Here is a 15598-nt window from a genome sequence, read left to right on the forward strand (position 1 = left end):
CTGGGTTGATAGGCCGGATCTGGAAGCCCAGTAATGGGTGGAGGTGACCGGTACTAATAGGCCGAGGGCTTGTCCTCAGTTGCTCGCGTCCACTGTGTTAGTTCTGAGACAACGAACAGTTGTCGGCTAGAGCTTGAACCACACAAAAGAAAAGTGTGCTTGTTCGCTCGAAACCATTAGGGTTTCGGTGGTCATAGCGTGAGGGAAACGCCCGGTTACATTTCGAACCCGGAAGCTAAGCCTTACAGCGCCGATGGTACTGCAGGGGGGACCCTGTGGGAGAGTAGGACGCCGCCGAACAATATTTGGAGGACCCCTGGTCCCAGCGTTCACGCTGGGACCAGGGGTCCTTTTGTTTTTCCAGAAACTTTCAGAAACACAGCCCGGAGCGCGCCGCGTAGCTGGCTGCGCGAGAATGACTTGCGGTACCGAAGACAGGAGTCACCGATGTCCACCAACTCTCCCGAGGACCGACCCGAGCGCGAGGAGCGGCGACGGGACAGTGGTGACCGCGGCGACCGTGGCGGGTACCGCGGAGGCCCGAGCCGTAGCAACGATCGTGGGAACGACCGCGGCGGCAGCAGCGGTGGCTACGGCCGCCGTGACGACAACCGTGGTGGCGCTCCGCGCCGTGACGACCGTGGCAGTGGCGGTGCCAGCAGTGGGGGTGGTGGCGATCGCGGTGGTTACCGTGGGCGTGACGACCGTTCCGCCGGCCCGCGTCGGGATGACCGGCCCGCTGGTCCGCGCCGTGACGACCGTCCGTCCGGTCCCCGTCGGGATGACCGCGGCGGCGAGCGCGGAGGGCGTCCCGGTGGTTTCCGTCGGGACGACAACCGTGGTGAGCGGCCCGCGTTCCGGCGTGACGACCGCAGCGACAACCGTGGTGGCGAGCGTCGCGACGACAACCGCGGTGGCGCTGGCGGTTTCCGTCGCGATGACAGCCGTGGTGAGCGTCCGCCGTTCCGGCGTGACGACAACCGTGGCAGCGGTGGTGGTTTCCGGCGTGATGACAATCGCGGTGAGCGTCCGCCGTTCCGGCGTGATGACCGCGGTGACAACCGGGGCGAGCGTCCTGCCTTCCGGCGTGACGACGACCGCGGTGACCGTGGCAGCTACCCCCGCCGTGACACCGCGGCGACAACCGCAGTGACAACCGGGGTGGCGAGCGTCCGCCCTTCCGTCGTGACGACCGCCGTGACGGTGACCGTCCCGCTTTCCGGCGTGACGACAACCGTGGTGACCGTGGCAGCTACCCCCGCCGCGACGATCGTGCGTCCGGCCCGCGTCGTGATGACCGCGGTGGGGACCGTCCGGCCTTCCGGCGGGACGACAGCCGTGGTGAGCGGCCTCCGTTCCGGCGTGATGACCGCGGTGACAACCGGGGCGAGCGTCCTGCCTTCCGGCGTGACGACGACCGCGGTGACCGTGGCAGCTACCCCCGCCGTGACTCCGGCGTGACGACCGCCGCGATGACCGGCGTGACGACCGTCGGGGCGACGACCGCCGTGGTGGTGGCAGCCGGTTCCGTGACGAGCGGGAGCGTGACCGCGAGCCGATCAAGCGGCTGCCGATCCCCGAGGACGTCACCGGCGAGGAGATCGACAAGGACGTACGGCAGGAGTTGATGAGTCTGCCGAAGGGGCTCGCGGAGGACGTCTCGAAGAACCTGGTGATGGTCGCCCGGCTCATCGACGAGGACCCCGAGGCCGCCTACGCCTACTCCAAGATCGCCCTGCGGCTGGCGTCGCGGGTCGCCGCCGTACGTGAGGCGGCCGGGTTCGCCGCGTACGCCAACCAGAAGTACAGCGAGGCGCTGGCCGAGTTCCGGGCGGCGCGGCGGATGACCGGCAGCGTGGACCTGTGGCCCGTGATGGCCGACTGCGAGCGTGGGCTCGGGCGGCCCGAGAAGGCACTGGAGATGGCCGGGGCCGCCGAGGTGCACAAGCTCGACAAGGCCGGGCAGGTCGAGATGCGGCTCGTCGCGGCCGGTGCCCGGCGTGACATGGACCAGCTCGACGCGGCCATCGTCACGCTGCAGAGCCCGGAGCTGGCCTCGAACTCCGTGCAGCCGTGGACCGCGCGACTGCGGTACGCCTACGCCGACGCCCTGCTCGCCGCCGGGCGTGAGGGCGAGGCGCGGGAGTGGTTCGCCAAGGCCTTGGAGTCCGACAAGGACGGCAGCACGGACGCGTCGGACCGGCTCGCCGAGATGGACGGGGTCGAGTTCGTCGACGCGTTCGTCGAGGACGATGACGATGACGAGGTCGACGCTGAGACTGCGGTCGATGACGAGGTCGAGCCTCAAAACGACGTCTCCGTAGTCGACGAGTTGGACGACGAGGACGAAGACGACGACATCGAGGACGAGGACGACGACGAGGACGACGACGAGGTCGAAGCCGTCGCCGAGACCAAGGAAGACGTCGTCAAGGAAGATGTCCTTCTTAAAGAAGACGACGAAGACGACGAAGACGACGACAAGAACTGACCTACGTCAGTGAAGTGACAAGGGCGGGACCCCAGCACCTGGGGTCCCGCCCTTTCGCGTTTCCGGGGTTGATCGTGGCGTCTCAGACGTCCAGTGCCCGCAGCACCAGCCCCGACGCCGGCTTGGGGCCGAACGACGTCGACTTGCGGGGCATCGTGACGCCCTGGCGGGCCAGGTCGCGGACGATCTCCTCGCGGACGGGGTGCATCAACACGGCCGTACCGCCGTCGCGTTCGGCCTTGCGGACGGTGGCGGCGGTGTCGTGGATGTAGGCGATGTGCGCCGGGTCATCCTCAGGGATGTGCCAGACGTGGTCCAGGAGGGTGGCGTGCAGGACCGTCGCGTCCAGGGTGCGCCAGGCCGCGGGGCGGTCGGCCGGGATCGTGCGGGCCAGGAGGTCCGGGTCCGGGTGGTCGACCAGGTGGAAGGCGCCGTCGCCGGCGAGGAGGAAGGCGTTGCCCTCGCAGGCCGCGTCGGCGAGGGCCTCCAGGGCCTCCGGGAGGGGCACGTCCAGGTGTCGTACGCGGAACAGGCCGTCCAGGGCGGCGAGGGCGTCGGCGACCGGGACGCCGTGCAGGAGGCGGTGGATCGCGCGGACGCGGAGGGGGTAGCGGGCCGTGTCCACGAGGAGGACCAGGCCGTAGTCCCAGGGGCTGGGGGAGGGGTGCTCCGCGCGTAGACGTCGGTACGTCGCCCAGCGGTGGTGGCCGTCGGCGATCAGGGCCTGGTGGTGGGCCAGGTCCGTCTGGATGCGGGCCAGGTCGGTGGGGTCGGTGACCGACCAGAGGCGGTGGCTGTAGCCGTCCTCCGTGGTCGTGGACAGGAGCGCTGGGTCCTCGGCGATGCGCTCCACCACCGTCGTCGTGTCGGCCGGTTGGCCGTTGCCGCGGTAGGTCAGGAGCAGGGGTTCGAGATTCGCGGAGGTGGCGCGCATGAGGGCCGCGCGGTCGGCGACCACATGCGGCATGACGTCCTCGTGTGGCAGGACCACACCCTCCGACGGGTCCGACAGACGCAGGGCGCCGATGACGCCGCGTTGCAACAGGCCGTTGCCGTCGCGCTGTTCGTAGACGTACAGGCCGGGCTCGGGGTCGGTGGTGAGGACGCCCTCGGAGAGCCAGCGGTGCAGGGTGTCGGCGGCCTGTTCGTTGCGGGCGCCGACGGTGGTGGCCTGCGGGAGGATCAGCCGGACGATGTTGTGCGGGTCGGAGTCCTGGAGATGGTGCAGGCCGTCGGGGCGTACGACCACGTCGTACGGTGGGGACGTCACGGCGGCCAGGCTGCCGACCAGGTCGGGGTCGTAGCGAAGGCCTCGGAACGGGGTGAGTTCCAGGCCTCGGCGCTCCGTTGCTTCCGAGTGACCTGCGGTGTTCATCCCGGCATCGTACGTGTGTCAGTGGCATGCGGGATGATCGGGTGAAAGCGATCGAACGAGGAGCGATGTGGAATGAGCCAGAGCGTCAGGACGAGCCCCGAGGGCAGTGCCCGGGCCCTGAGCGAGGCGTACGACACGGCGCTGCTCGACCTCGACGGGGTGGTGTACGCGGGGGGCAACGCGATCGCCCACGCGGTCGACTCGCTCGCCACCGCGCGTGCGGGCGGGATGCGGCTCGCGTACGTCACGAACAACGCGCTGCGGACGCCGGACGCCGTGGCCGAGCACCTCACCGAGCTGGGGATACCGACCGGCGCCGATGACGTCATCACCTCCGCGCAGGCCGTCGCCCGGCTGATCAGCGAGCAGGTGCCGGCGGGCTCCCGTGTGCTGGTGATCGGCGGCGAGGGGCTGCGGGTCGCGCTGCGCGAGCGCGGGCTCGAGCCCGTCGACTCGGCGGACGACGAGCCGGTGGCCGTCGTGCAGGGCTACGGCGGCCCCGACCTGGCCTGGGGGCGGTTCGCGGAGGCCTGTTACGCCATCGCGCGCGGGGTGCCGTGGTTCGCGTCCAACACCGACCTGACGATCCCGAGCGCGCGTGGCATCGCCCCGGGCAACGGCGCGGCGGTGGAGGTCGTACGCATAGCGACCGGAGCCGAGCCGCAGGTGGCGGGCAAGCCGTTGCCGCCCATGCACAAGGAGACGATCCTGCGGACCGGCGCCGAGCGGCCGTTGGTCGTGGGCGACCGGCTGGACACGGACATCGAGGGGGCGTTCAACGGGGAGGTCGATTCGCTGCTCGTCCTGACCGGCGTGACCGACGGCGCCCAACTCCTCGCCGCACCGCCGCAGCACCGGCCGACGTACGTCGACGCCGATCTGCGGGGCATGCTCATCGGGCAGCCCGAGGTCACCGGGGCGGGAGACGGCTTCCGGTGCGGTGGCTGGACCGCGACGGCGGGCCGTGACCGGCTGGAACTCGACGGTGAGGGCGAGCCCATGGACGGGCTCCGGGCGCTCTGCGCGGCGGCCTGGACGGCTGCGGGCGACGGTTCGTGCACGCTGGACGGGGAGAAGGCGCTGGCGCGGCTGGGGTTGTGACACGGGGGAGGCGGGGGCTCGGCATCCGGGGCGCTGATCGACGGTGAGGCGGGACGCACCCTTCGGCTCGAATGCGAGGGTAGGCTAACCTAACCTCGTGTTGGTCGACAGTCCCCCAGAACAGCGCGCGGAGACCGCCCCCGCGCCCCCAACCCGCCGGGCGATACGTGTCCTTGGGCTCTTCGCCTCCGTGGCGCTCCTGGTCCTCGTGGCCCTGGCGAGCATCGCGATCGGCGCGAAATCGCTGCCGTTGGGGGATGTGTGGCACGGCCTGTTCCATGACACGGGGACGTACGCGGACGTCGTGGTCGACGACCGGATCTCCCGTACGGTCCTCGGGCTGCTGGCCGGTGCCGCGCTCGGCCTGTCCGGCGCGGTCCTCCAGGCGCTCACCCGCAACCCCCTCGCGGACCCCGGCCTGCTCGGCATCAACGCGGGCGCCTCGGCCGCCGTCGTCACCGCCATCACCTACTTCGGTGTCACATCGCTGAGCGGCTACGTCTGGTTCGCCTTCGCGGGCGCGGCCGTCGTCGGCGCGCTGGTCTGGTTCCTCGGCGGCAGCCGGGGCGCCACCCCCGTGCGCCTCGCGCTCGCCGGCACCGCGATCAGTGCCGCGCTCTACGGCTATCTCCAGGCCGTCATGATCATGGACGACGCGGCGCTCTCCAAGATGCGCTTCTGGACGGTCGGTTCACTGGCCTCGGCCACCGGCTCGACGATCACGCAGGTCGCGCCGTTCTTCGCGGTCGGCACGGTCGTCTCCCTGCTGCTCGCCCGCCCCCTGAACGCGGTCGCGATGGGCGACGACACCGCCCGCGCCCTCGGCGCCAACCTCAACCGCACCCGCGCGCTCGCCATGCTCTCCGCGACCGTGCTGTGCGGAGCGGCGACCGCCGCCTGCGGCCCGATCGTGTTCGTCGGCCTGATGGTGCCGCACGTGGTGCGCTCCTTCACCGGCCCCGACCTGCGCTGGATCCTGCCGTACGCCACGATCCTGTCGCCCGTGCTGCTGCTCGGGGCCGATGTCCTTGGCCGGTTGATCGCGCGGCCCGCGGAGCTTCAGGTCGGCATCGTCACCGCAGTCATCGGTGGGCCGGTCTTCATCTATCTCGTGCGGCGCCGAAGGACGACTCAGCTGTGAATCCCTCTTCTACGACCGCTTCAACGACCGCGCAGGACAGCCCGGTTGAGAAGGCCGCCCCGGCTCGGGCGCTGCGTACGCGGGCTGTCCGGACCGGCGGCTTCTCCCTCCGCTTCGACCCCCGCGCCTTCACGGTCGTCGCCCTGCTCCTGCTCTGCGCGCTCGCCGCGAGTGTCGTGCTGATCGGTACCGGGGACTTCCCGATCCCGGCCGGTGATGTCGTCAAGACGCTGTTCGGGGGCGGTGACGCGGGACAGGAGTTCATCGTCAACGAGCTGCGGCTGCCGCGCGTTCTCGTCGGCCTCCTGGTCGGTGCCTCGCTCGGGCTGGGCGGGGCGCTGTTCCAGTCCATCTCCCGAAATCCGCTGGGCAGTCCGGACGTACTCGGCCTCTCGCAGGGGTCGACGGCCGGGGCGCTCGTCATGATCGTGCTGTTCTCCGGCAGCGCGACCGCCGTCACCCTCGGGGCACTCGTCGGCGGCCTGGTGACCGGGCTCGCGATCTATCTGCTCGCCTGGAAGCAGGGGGTGCATGGATACCGGCTCGTCCTCGTCGGCATCGGTGTCTCCGCCGTAGTCACCGCCGTGAACGGCTATCTGCTCACCAAGGCCGACCTCGTCGACGCGGCCCGCGCGGTCGTGTGGATGACCGGCTCCCTCAACGGCCGTGACTGGACCCAGGTCTGGCCGCTGCTCGCGCTGTGCGCCGTCCTGGTGCCGCTCGTCCTCGCCAACGGGCGCGGGCTGCGGATGATGGAGATGGGCGACGACGTGTCGTATGCCCTCGGGGTGCGCGTCGAGCGTGTACGGCTGCTGCTGATGGTCGCGGCCGTGCTGCTCACCTCGGCCGCGACCGCCGCCGCCGGACCGGTCGGCTTCGTCGCCCTTACGGCACCGCAGCTCGCCCGGCGCCTGACCCGCTCACCGGGTCCGAACCTCGTGCCCTCGCTGTGCATGGGCGCCACCCTGCTGGTCACCGCCGACTGGGCGTCCCAACGGGCGTTCGGCGCCGACCAGTTGCCCGTGGGCGTGGTCACCGGGGTCCTCGGCGGGGTCTACCTGCTGTGGCTCCTGGTCACCGAGCGGAAGGCGGGGCGGATATGAGCGCCGCCGCCGGCAGCACCACGAACGTCCCAGCGAGCACCTCCAGTACCTCCAGCACCTCTACGAACGCCTCGGCGAACGAGAACCACCGAAGGAGCACCGTGAACCGCCTGTCCGCCGAGAACGTCACCCTCGCCTACGACCAGCGCGTCATCGCACGCGAGCTGTCCGTGGAGATACCCGACAACTCCTTCACGGTGATCGTCGGCCCGAACGCGTGCGGCAAGTCCACGCTGCTGCGGGCGCTTTCACGGATGCTGAAGCCGAACGAGGGCCGGGTGCTGCTCGACGGGCAGGTCATCCAGTCGATGCCGGCGAAGAAGGTCGCGCGGACGCTCGGCCTGCTGCCCCAGTCGTCCATCGCGCCCGACGGCATCACCGTCGGCGACCTCGTGGGCCGCGGCCGGTACCCGCACCAGGGCATCCTGCGCCAGTGGTCCCAGGAGGACGAGCGGGTCGTACAGGAGTCGATGGCGCAGACCGGAGTCGCCGAGCTCGCCGATCGCTATGTCGACGAACTGTCCGGCGGGCAGCGGCAGCGCGTGTGGATCGCGATGGCGCTCGCCCAGCAGACGCCCCTGCTGCTGCTCGACGAGCCGACCACCTACCTGGACATCCAGCACCAGATCGACGTCCTCGACCTGTGCGCGGAACTGCACGAGGAGCAGGGCCGCACGCTGGTCGCGGTGCTGCACGACCTCAACCACGCCGCCCGGTACGCCACCCACCTCATCGCGCTGCGGGAGGGCGCGGTCATCGCGGAGGGCGCCCCGGGCGACATCGTCACGGCCGAGCTGGTCGAGGAGGTCTTCGGGCTGCGCTGCCAGGTCATCGACGACCCGGAGACGGGGACACCGCTGGTGGTGCCGGCGGCGCGCAAGGCACGCGCGCGTACCGACCGCGACAAAGTGGCCGCTACAGAAGCTTCCTGAGGCGGAACAGGTCGAACACGTTGGCCTCCAGCTTCACCCGGCCCGAGCCCCAGGCCTTCGCGAAGTTCAGGCCGCCGTTGACCATGGCGACGAGGTCGTCGCCCGCCATGGTCAGCCTGATCTGGGCCTTCTCCGCCGGAAGGCCCTGCACGGTCTCGTCCACCACGATCCGGCCGCCGGAGAGCCGGCCGACGAACGTGACGTCGAGGTCGGTGATCCGGCAGCTGACCGAACGGTCCATGGCCGCGGCGGCGCGGACATTCCCATCGGCCTTCTGCATGTTGTCCGAGAGCTTCTCGAGTGCGACGCGGCACTCTTCGATCGTTGCCATCGTGATCGACGGTACCCCAGGCCTTCGGGGTAGCGTCTGGGCATGAGCGACTCATTGCCCGAGGCCGAGGTCGGGGCCGTAGCGGAGGGTGTTCCGGCGGGTGTTCCGGAGGCCGTCGTGGAGGCCGTCGTGGAGGCGGAGCCCGCGTACGATCCGGCCGCTCCCGCGCCCCTGAACGTGGACCGTGCCCCGAGCGGCAACGCCGACGTCGACGCCCAGCTCGGGCGCCTTGCCGACACCGACCACCTCGCCACGGACGGACATGTCGAGGTGTACGAGGATGTACACCGGGGGCTGCGCGACGCGCTCACCGCGCTCGACGCCCGCCCGGGACCTCCGGCGCCCCCAAGGCCGTACGACAACAGGAGCTGAACCGAACGTGGCAGGAGTGGCACGCCGACGTCTCGACGCCGAGCTGGTCCGACGGAAGCTCGCGCGCTCGCGGGAGCACGCGAGCCAGTTGATCGCCGCCGGCCGGGTCACCGTGGGCAAGGCCGTCGCGACCAAGCCCGCCACCCAGGTGGAGACCGCGGCTGCCATCGTCGTCGTGGCGGACGACGACGACCCCGACTACGTCTCGCGGGGCGGCCACAAGCTCGCGGGCGCGCTGGCGGTCTTCGTACCGCAGGGGCTCGTGGTCGAGGGGCGGCGGGCGCTGGACGCCGGCGCTTCCACCGGAGGCTTCACCGATGTGCTGCTGCGGGCGGGCGCCACGCAGGTCGTGGCGGTCGACGTCGGGTACGGACAACTCGCGTGGTCTCTTCAGAGCGATGAACGCGTCACCGTCAAGGACCGTACGAACGTACGCGAGTTGACGCTTGAAGCGATCGATGGGGAGCCTGTGGATCTAGTCGTGGGGGATCTGTCCTTCATCCCGCTCGGGCTGGTGCTGCCCGCCCTGGCGCGGTGCACGAAGCCGGACGCGGACCTGGTGATGATGGTCAAGCCGCAGTTCGAGGTGGGGAAGGAGCGGCTGGGCAGCGGTGGTGTCGTCCGCAGCCCGGAACTCCGGGCCGAGGCCGTGCGCGGTGTCGCCCGGCGGGCCGCGGAACTGGGGCTCGGGGTGCGGGGCGTCACCGCCAGCCCGCTGCCCGGGCCCTCCGGGAATGTCGAGTACTTTCTGTGGCTGCGGGCCGGCGCACCCGAACTGGACCCGGCCGATGTTGACCGTGCAGTGGCGGAGGGGCCGCGTTGACACAGAACCGAGCTCGTACTGTTTTCCTGCTCGCGCACACGGGTCGCCCCGCGGCGATCCGGAGTGCCGAACTGGTCGTGAAGGGGCTGCTCCAGTCCGGTATCGGAGTGCGCGTCCTGGAGTACGAGGCACGCGACCTGCCGCTCCCGGACGAGGTGGAGACGGTCACCGAGGCCACCCCGCAGTGCCTTGAGGGGTGTGAGCTGCTCATCGTCCTCGGGGGTGACGGCACGCTGCTCCGGGGGGCGGAGTTCGCGCGGGCGTCCGGGGTGCCGATGCTCGGCGTCAACCTCGGCAGCGTGGGGTTCCTCGCGGAGGCCGAGCGGGACGATCTCGACAAGGTCGTGGACCGGGTGGTCACGCGGGCGTACGAGGTCGAGGAGCGGATGACCGTCGATGTCGTCGTGCACAAGAACGGCAACATCGTGCACACGGACTGGGCGTTGAACGAGGCGGCGGTGCAGAAGGCCGGCGCCGAGAAGTTGCTGGAAGTCGTCCTGGAGATCGATGGGCGGCCGGTCACGGGGTTCGGGTGTGACGGGATCGTTTGTGCGACGCCCACCGGGTCGACCGCGTATGCCTTTTCCGCGGGTGGGCCTGTGGTGTGGCCCGAGGTCGAGGCGTTGTTGATGGTGCCGATCAGTGCACATGCGTTGTTCGCGAAGCCGTTGGTCACTTCGCCGGATTCTGTGCTGGCCGTTGAGGTGTTGCCGCACATCCCCCCGGGGGTTTTGTGGTGTGACGGGCGGCGGACGGTTGAGTTGCCTGCCGGGGCTCGGGTTGAGGTTCGGCGGGGGGCTGTTCCTGTGCGGCTTGCTCGGCTGCACCATGCGTCGTTCACCGATCGGCTTGTTGCCAAGTTCGCGTTGCCTGTTTCGGGGTGGCGGGGGGCTCCTCACTAGTGCGGGTGCGTGGGGGCTGGTCGCGCAGTTCCCCGCGCCCCTAAAAGCAGGGGGTCCACTCCCCCGGGTGACGGGGCGCCTCGCGCTTCTCCCGTCCTACCTCGTAAGGTCTTCACCGTGCTGGAAGAGATGCGGATACGGTCGCTCGGAGTCATCGACGATGCTGTCGTCGAACTGTCGCCGGGGTTCACCGCTGTCACGGGTGAGACCGGTGCGGGTAAGACCATGGTCGTCACCAGCCTCGGGCTGTTGCTGGGTGGGCGGGCCGACCCGGCGTTGGTGCGGATCGGGGCGAAGAACGCGGTCGTGGAGGGGCGGATCTCCGTGCCTCCGGGTGCGTCTGCCATGCTGCGCGCCGAGGAGGCCGGTGCCGAGCTCGAGGACGGGACGCTGCTCATCAGCCGTACCGTTTCCGCCGAAGGGCGGTCCCGGGCGCATCTGGGCGGGCGGTCCGTGCCGGTGGGGGTGCTCGCCGAGCTGGCGGACGAGCTGGTCGCCGTGCACGGGCAGACCGATCAGCAGGGGCTGCTGAAGCAGTCCCGGCAGCGGCAGGCGCTCGACCGGTACGCCGGGGACGCCGTCACCGGGCCGCTCACCAAGTACGCCGAGGCTTATCGGCGGCTGCGCGCCGTCGCCGTCGAGCTGGACGAGATCACCACCCGCGCGCGTGAACGGGCCCAGGAAGCCGACATGTTGCGCTACGGCCTCGACGAGATCGCGGGTGTGGAGCCGCGTCCCGGTGAGGACGTGGAGCTGGCAGCCGAGGCCGAACGGCTCGGGCACGCCGAGGCGTTGGCGTCCGCCGCCACGGCCGCTCACGCCGCGCTCGCCGGTAATCCCGAGGACCCTGAGGGCATCGACGCGGCGACTCTCGTCGCGGGTGCGCAGCGGGCCCTGGAGGCCGTACGGTCCCACGACTCCGAACTCGCCTCCCTCACCGACCGGATCGGTGAGATCGGCATCCTTCTGGGCGATGTGGCGGGGGAGTTGGCGGGCTACGCCGACGACTTGGACGCCGATCCGCTGCGGCTGGCCGCCGTCGAGGAACGCCGGGCCGCCCTCAACGCGCTCACCCGGAAGTACGGCGAGGACATCACCGCCGTGCTCGCGTACGCCGAGCAGGGCGCGTCGCGGCTGACCGAACTCGACGGCGACGACGAACGCATCGACGAGTTGACCGCCGAACGGGATGCCCTGCGCGGTGAACTGGGCGGTCTGGCCCAGGCGTTGACCGACGCCCGCACGGAGGCCGCCGAGCGCTTCGCCGCGGCGGTGACCGCGGAGTTGGCCTCCCTCGCGATGCCGCACGCGCGTGTGTCGTTCGAGATCCGGCAGACCGAGGATCCGGAGGGCGTCGAGGTCGGGGGCCGTGCGGTCGCCTACGGCCCGTCGGGCGTCGACGAGGTCGAGTTGCTGCTCGCCCCGCATCCGGGTGCTCCGCCCCGGCCCATCGCCAAGGGCGCGTCCGGTGGTGAACTGTCGCGCGTGATGCTCGCCGTGGAGGTCGTGTTTGCGGGGACCGACCCCGTCCCGACCTACCTCTTCGACGAGGTCGACGCCGGCGTCGGCGGCAAGGCGGCGGTCGAGATCGGACGGCGCCTCGCGAAACTCGCGAAGACCGCGCAGGTCGTCGTCGTGACCCACCTGCCTCAGGTGGCGGCCTTCGCCGATCGCCAGTTGCTGGTCGAGAAGACCAACGACGGGTCCGTCACCCGCTCCGGCGTGAAGGTCCTCGAAGGCGAGGACCGCGTACGGGAGTTGTCCCGAATGCTGGCCGGACAGGAGGACTCGGAGACGGCTCGGGCACATGCGGAGGAGTTGTTGGCTACGGCACGGGCGGACGGCTAGCGGGGGCCAGGCGGACGGTCGGCGGGCGTTCGGCGAATGGCCGGCGCCGGCCGCGCACGGCTGGTGCGAGCCTCGCGTACGGCTGGCGGGTGCTCCGCGTGCGGTGGCCGGATGATCGTGCGCACGCTTCGCACACCCCCACCCCTTCACTCGTACGGGTGATCCCCGCCCCCCTGTTGCCCTTCCGCACAGCCCCCACACCTACCGGCGTTGCCGGAACACCCGTACGTGCTGGCATCCTTGAGACGGAACGCGTAGGAAGCGTGCGGTACACCCCCTCCGCCCGATCCTTCTGTACTTTCTTCGTGACCGCCCGTCGCCGAACCAGGAGCCCCGGCCACGTGACCCCCGTGAGCAGCCACTCACCGCACGGCCAGTCGCCGCTGCGCACCGTGCAGGTGCTCGGCGGAGGCAATGCCGCCAGTAGCGCGCATGTGCGCTCCCTGGCCTCCGGGCTCGTCGCGCGGGGCGTGCGGGTCACGGTGTGCGCCCCCGTCGAGGCCGATCACACCTACGACTTCACGGGCGTCGGCGCCGAACACGTGCACGTGCCCCGCAGCAGCGACCCCGCCTCCGTGGCAGCGCTCCGGGCCGCCTGCGCGGACGCCGACCTGGTGCACGCGCACGGCCTGCACGCCTCCTTCCGCGCCGTCCTCGCCCTCAGCGGCCGCCGCACCCCGCTCGTCGTCACGTGGCACAACCGCGCCCATGCCGAAGGAGCCCGGGCGCACCTGCTGCGGCTGCTGGAGCGCCGGGTCGTGAAGGCCGCGGTGGTCGTCCTGGGCACCACCTCCGATCTTGTGGACCGCGCTCGGCGGACCGGCGCCCGGGACGCCCGTCTCGCCGCCGTCGCGCTGCCGGGGCCGCGCCGGGCCCCCGTGGACCACGACGATCCCGATCGGCTCAGCCCCAAGCTCCGGGCCGAACTCGGCGCCACCGACCGGCCGTTGCTCGTCGCCGTCGGATCGCTCGACCGGCAGCGGGGTTACGACACGCTCCTGGACGCCTCGCGCGGGTGGTGCCGTCTCGACCCGACGCCGTTGCTCGTGATCGCGGGGGAGGGGCCGCTGCGGGGCGAGTTGCAGCGGCGGATCGAGGACGAGGAGCTGCCGGTGCGGCTCATCGGGCGCCGCGACGACGTGGGCGAACTCCTCGCCGCCGCCGATCTCGCACTCCTGCCCAGCAGTTGGGAGTCCCGCTCGGTGATCGCCCAGGAGGCCCTGCACGCCCGCGTGCCGCTCGTCGCGACGGCTGTCGGCGGCATCCCCGAACTCGTCGGCGACGCCGCCCAACTCGTGCCCTACGGCGACGCCAAGGCCCTCGCCGACGCGGTCACCGGACTGCTGCGCGACCCCGAACGCCGGGACCTGCTCCGGGAGAAGGGCGCCCGACAGGCGGCCAGTTGGCCGACCGAGGACGAGACCGTCGCCCAAGTGCTGAGCGTCTACGACGAGTTGACCCAGCCGCTGCCGTTCACCTGAGAGCGGCGCCTCAGGGGACGAGCCTGCGGGCGCGCAGCGCGAGGCTCAACGCCAGTACCGTCTGCGGGTCTTCGAGGTCCGTGCCGAGCAACTCCCCGATGCGGGCGAGCCTGTTGTAGAGGGTCTGCCGGTTGAGGTGGAGTTCGCGGGCCGTCTCCGCCTTGCGGCCCGCGTGGGCCAAGTACGTTTCCAGGGTGGGCAGTAGGGGCGGTTTGGAGCGGTTGTCGTGGTCGCGGAGCGGGCCGATCGCGCGGTCCACGAAGGCCGCGAGGTCCGGGTGGTCGCGCAACCGCCACAGCAACAACTCAATGTCCAGGCGCCGTGCGTCGTACCAGGGTTGGTCGCTCAGGCCCTGTGCCGCCGTCGCCGTCTCGGCCGCGTGCCGCAGTCCAGCCGACGCGGCCGCCCAGCCGCCGGCCACGCCGACGACCACGATCGGCGGCTGCGCGCCCGGGCGTTGCATCCCGGCGCGCTCAACTCCCGCCCGTAGCGCGGCCGCTACTCGATCCGCGACTGCCGAGCGCTCCGACTCCGAGCGCAGGCCGAGGAGGAGCGGGACGCGGCCCTCGACCGGTCGTACGCCCAGCAGGACCGGGACGCCCACCGAGGCCAGTTCCTCGGCGACCGCGCGGGCCAGGACCGCCCAGCCGCCGCCTGGTGCGGCGAGGGCGTCGCCCAGGCGCATCACCACCGGCAGCAGCGGGCTGGTGCCCGGCTTGAAGCCCAGCACCCGGGCCTGCGCCGGGGCGTCCTCCGCGGCGATGCGGCCCTCGGCGAGGTCGGTGAGGAAGTCGCCGCGTCCGCGGGCCGCCAGTTCCTCCTCCTGGCGGGCCTGCATCAGGACCACGGCGAGGATGTCGGCGGCCCGTTCGGCGGCGATGCGGTGGACGGGGGCCAGGGGAGCGCGGACCGGGAGCAGGACGATCCGCGCCCGCACCGAACCCGTACCGGGACCACCGCCCGGCACGTCCACCACCACCGAACCGGCGGGCGGCGAGGCGTCCTTGTGCTGGCCGCGCAGCCCCTCCCACACCTGGAGCGGGTCGGCGCCCTCGGGCCCCGACCCTGCCGCGTAGAGGAGTTGGCCGTCCGGGGTCTCCAGGAAGACCGGGTTGCCGCTGAAGTCGGCCAGGATGCCCAGGACTTGGGGGATTCCGCCGCCGCCGAGCAGGGCCTCCGTGCAGCGGCGGTGGACCTCCTCGGCCTGCTGGAGCAGCGCGTAGTGGCCGTTGACGATCTCGGTGTGGATCTCCTCGGTGACCGCGACGAACGGCACCTCGCGGTGCAGCTGGACGAGGGGGAGGCCGGTCGCCCTGGCCGTCTCGACGAGCGTGGCGGGGAGGCGGGTGAAGCGCGGGCCCAGCTCGACGACCAGGGCCGCGATGCCGCGCTCGGCGAGGGTGCGGACGAACGCGCGTTGCTCCGCCGGGCGCGTGCCGAGGCCGTAGCCCGTGGTCAGGAGGAGTTCGCCGCCCTTGAGGAGGGAGGCGATGTTCGGGACCTCGCCCGCGTGGACCCAGCGCACGGTCCGCTGGAGGCGGTCGGCGCCCGCCAGGATCTCCGGCAGCCCGCTGCGCAGCCCGGGCAGCTCCAGCGCCCGCTGAACGGTGATGCCGGCGCCCTGGCTGTCGAATGTGCTGTCCGTACGGCTGTCCATGGAGCGGACGGTACCTGCGGGAACGCCCCGGGCACATCTCG

Annotated in this window: 15 protein-coding genes and 2 rRNA genes; 14 read left to right on the forward strand and 3 right to left on the reverse strand. The window is 71.3% G+C overall.

Annotated features, from left to right (window positions below; translation table 11 throughout):
• The 5 genes from OO69_RS41910 to OO69_RS41930 all read left to right on the forward strand — a co-directional run.
• Nucleotides 1-77: ribosomal RNA gene (locus OO69_RS41910) — 23S ribosomal RNA — on the forward strand; the annotation flags it as partial.
• Between the two features lie 106 nt (nucleotides 78-183).
• Nucleotides 184-300, forward strand: a 5S ribosomal RNA gene (rrf, locus tag OO69_RS41915).
• A gap of 301 nt (nucleotides 301-601) precedes the next feature.
• The gene (locus OO69_RS53785; protein ID WP_158713484.1) at nucleotides 602-1153 is read left to right on the forward strand and encodes a hypothetical protein; all 552 of its coding nucleotides are present in this window, start codon (nucleotides 602-604) and stop codon (nucleotides 1151-1153) included.
• Nucleotides 1154-1245: 92 nt separating this feature from the next.
• Nucleotides 1246-1461, forward strand: coding sequence for a hypothetical protein (locus OO69_RS53790; RefSeq protein WP_158713485.1), 216 nt, complete (start codon nucleotides 1246-1248; stop codon nucleotides 1459-1461).
• A gap of 166 nt (nucleotides 1462-1627) precedes the next feature.
• On the forward strand, nucleotides 1628-2491 hold the full coding sequence (locus OO69_RS41930; protein WP_106971205.1) for a hypothetical protein: 864 nt from the start codon (nucleotides 1628-1630) through the stop codon (nucleotides 2489-2491).
• Nucleotides 2492-2573: 82 nt separating this feature from the next.
• On the opposite strand, the gene OO69_RS41935 is transcribed toward OO69_RS41930, so the two are convergent.
• Complete coding sequence (locus OO69_RS41935; RefSeq protein WP_033286225.1) at nucleotides 2574-3866, reverse strand: DUF1015 family protein; 1293 nt, start codon at nucleotides 3864-3866, stop codon at nucleotides 2574-2576.
• 72 nt (nucleotides 3867-3938) lie between these two features.
• On the opposite strand from OO69_RS41935, the gene OO69_RS41940 reads away from it, so the two are divergent.
• The 4 genes from OO69_RS41940 to OO69_RS41955 all read left to right on the forward strand — a co-directional run bounded on the left by OO69_RS41940 (nucleotide 3939) and on the right by OO69_RS41955 (nucleotide 8143).
• Nucleotides 3939-4967 (forward strand): HAD hydrolase-like protein, encoded by a 1029-nt coding sequence (locus OO69_RS41940; RefSeq protein WP_033286226.1) that lies wholly within the window; start codon nucleotides 3939-3941, stop codon nucleotides 4965-4967.
• A gap of 97 nt (nucleotides 4968-5064) precedes the next feature.
• The gene (locus OO69_RS41945; RefSeq protein ID WP_033286227.1) at nucleotides 5065-6108 is read left to right on the forward strand and encodes a FecCD family ABC transporter permease; all 1044 of its coding nucleotides are present in this window, start codon (nucleotides 5065-5067) and stop codon (nucleotides 6106-6108) included.
• Between the two features lie 71 nt (nucleotides 6109-6179).
• Nucleotides 6180-7211 carry a FecCD family ABC transporter permease gene (locus OO69_RS41950; RefSeq protein WP_033286318.1) on the forward strand — a complete coding sequence of 344 codons (1032 nt, stop codon included), beginning with the start codon at nucleotides 6180-6182 and terminating at the stop codon, nucleotides 7209-7211.
• Nucleotides 7208-8143 carry an ABC transporter ATP-binding protein gene (locus OO69_RS41955; RefSeq protein WP_033286228.1) on the forward strand — a complete coding sequence of 312 codons (936 nt, stop codon included), beginning with the start codon at nucleotides 7208-7210 and terminating at the stop codon, nucleotides 8141-8143. Before OO69_RS41950 ends, OO69_RS41955 begins: the two co-directional genes overlap by 4 nt.
• Here the strand turns inward: OO69_RS41955 and OO69_RS41960 are convergent.
• Complete coding sequence (locus OO69_RS41960) at nucleotides 8127-8474, reverse strand: SCP2 sterol-binding domain-containing protein (RefSeq protein WP_033286229.1); 348 nt, start codon at nucleotides 8472-8474, stop codon at nucleotides 8127-8129. The two genes, OO69_RS41955 and OO69_RS41960, sit on opposite strands and share 17 nt — an antisense overlap.
• Before the next feature lie 42 nt (nucleotides 8475-8516).
• On the opposite strand from OO69_RS41960, the gene OO69_RS41965 reads away from it, so the two are divergent.
• From OO69_RS41965 to OO69_RS41985, 5 genes are all read left to right on the forward strand, one after another.
• Entirely contained in the window at nucleotides 8517-8846 is a 330-nt protein-coding gene (locus OO69_RS41965) for a hypothetical protein (RefSeq protein ID WP_078652811.1), read from the forward strand.
• A 7-nt stretch (nucleotides 8847-8853) separates the two neighbouring features.
• Entirely contained in the window at nucleotides 8854-9669 is an 816-nt protein-coding gene (locus OO69_RS41970; protein ID WP_033286231.1) for a TlyA family RNA methyltransferase, read from the forward strand.
• Nucleotides 9666-10571 carry an NAD kinase gene (locus tag OO69_RS41975; protein WP_026179466.1) on the forward strand — a complete coding sequence of 302 codons (906 nt, stop codon included), beginning with the start codon at nucleotides 9666-9668 and terminating at the stop codon, nucleotides 10569-10571. Before OO69_RS41970 ends, OO69_RS41975 begins: the two co-directional genes overlap by 4 nt.
• Before the next feature lie 129 nt (nucleotides 10572-10700).
• The gene (gene recN, locus OO69_RS41980) at nucleotides 10701-12419 is read left to right on the forward strand and encodes a DNA repair protein RecN (protein ID WP_033286232.1); all 1719 of its coding nucleotides are present in this window, start codon (nucleotides 10701-10703) and stop codon (nucleotides 12417-12419) included.
• A 341-nt stretch (nucleotides 12420-12760) separates the two neighbouring features.
• The gene (locus tag OO69_RS41985; protein WP_033286233.1) at nucleotides 12761-13900 is read left to right on the forward strand and encodes a glycosyltransferase family 4 protein; all 1140 of its coding nucleotides are present in this window, start codon (nucleotides 12761-12763) and stop codon (nucleotides 13898-13900) included.
• A gap of 10 nt (nucleotides 13901-13910) precedes the next feature.
• Here the strand turns inward: OO69_RS41985 and OO69_RS41990 are convergent, their stop codons facing one another.
• Nucleotides 13911-15557 (reverse strand): PucR family transcriptional regulator, encoded by a 1647-nt coding sequence (locus tag OO69_RS41990; protein WP_033286234.1) that lies wholly within the window; start codon nucleotides 15555-15557, stop codon nucleotides 13911-13913.
• Nucleotides 15558-15598 lie beyond the last annotated feature (41 nt).

It is taken from the genome of Streptomyces sp. NRRL F-525 (genome assembly GCF_000716605.1).
In the GTDB taxonomy this organism is placed as follows: Bacteria; Actinomycetota; Actinomycetes; order Streptomycetales; family Streptomycetaceae; genus Streptomyces.

Bases quoted from the DNA above. Each gene is read 5' to 3' on its own strand.
- OO69_RS41990 (WP_033286234.1), bottom strand. From the start codon at position 15,557: ATGGACAGCCGTACGGACAGCACATTCGACAGCCAGGGCGCCGGCATC.
- OO69_RS41960 (WP_033286229.1), bottom strand. From the start codon at position 8,474: ATGGCAACGATCGAAGAGTGCCGCGTCGCACTCGAGAAGCTCTCGGAC.
- OO69_RS41930 (WP_106971205.1), top strand. From the start codon at position 1,628: ATGAGTCTGCCGAAGGGGCTCGCGGAGGACGTCTCGAAGAACCTGGTG.
- OO69_RS41965 (WP_078652811.1), top strand. From the start codon at position 8,517: ATGAGCGACTCATTGCCCGAGGCCGAGGTCGGGGCCGTAGCGGAGGGT.
- OO69_RS41940 (WP_033286226.1), top strand. From the start codon at position 3,939: ATGAGCCAGAGCGTCAGGACGAGCCCCGAGGGCAGTGCCCGGGCCCTG.
- recN (WP_033286232.1), top strand. From the start codon at position 10,701: ATGCGGATACGGTCGCTCGGAGTCATCGACGATGCTGTCGTCGAACTG.
- OO69_RS41955 (WP_033286228.1), top strand. From the start codon at position 7,208: ATGAGCGCCGCCGCCGGCAGCACCACGAACGTCCCAGCGAGCACCTCC.
- OO69_RS41935 (WP_033286225.1), bottom strand. From the start codon at position 3,866: ATGAACACCGCAGGTCACTCGGAAGCAACGGAGCGCCGAGGCCTGGAA.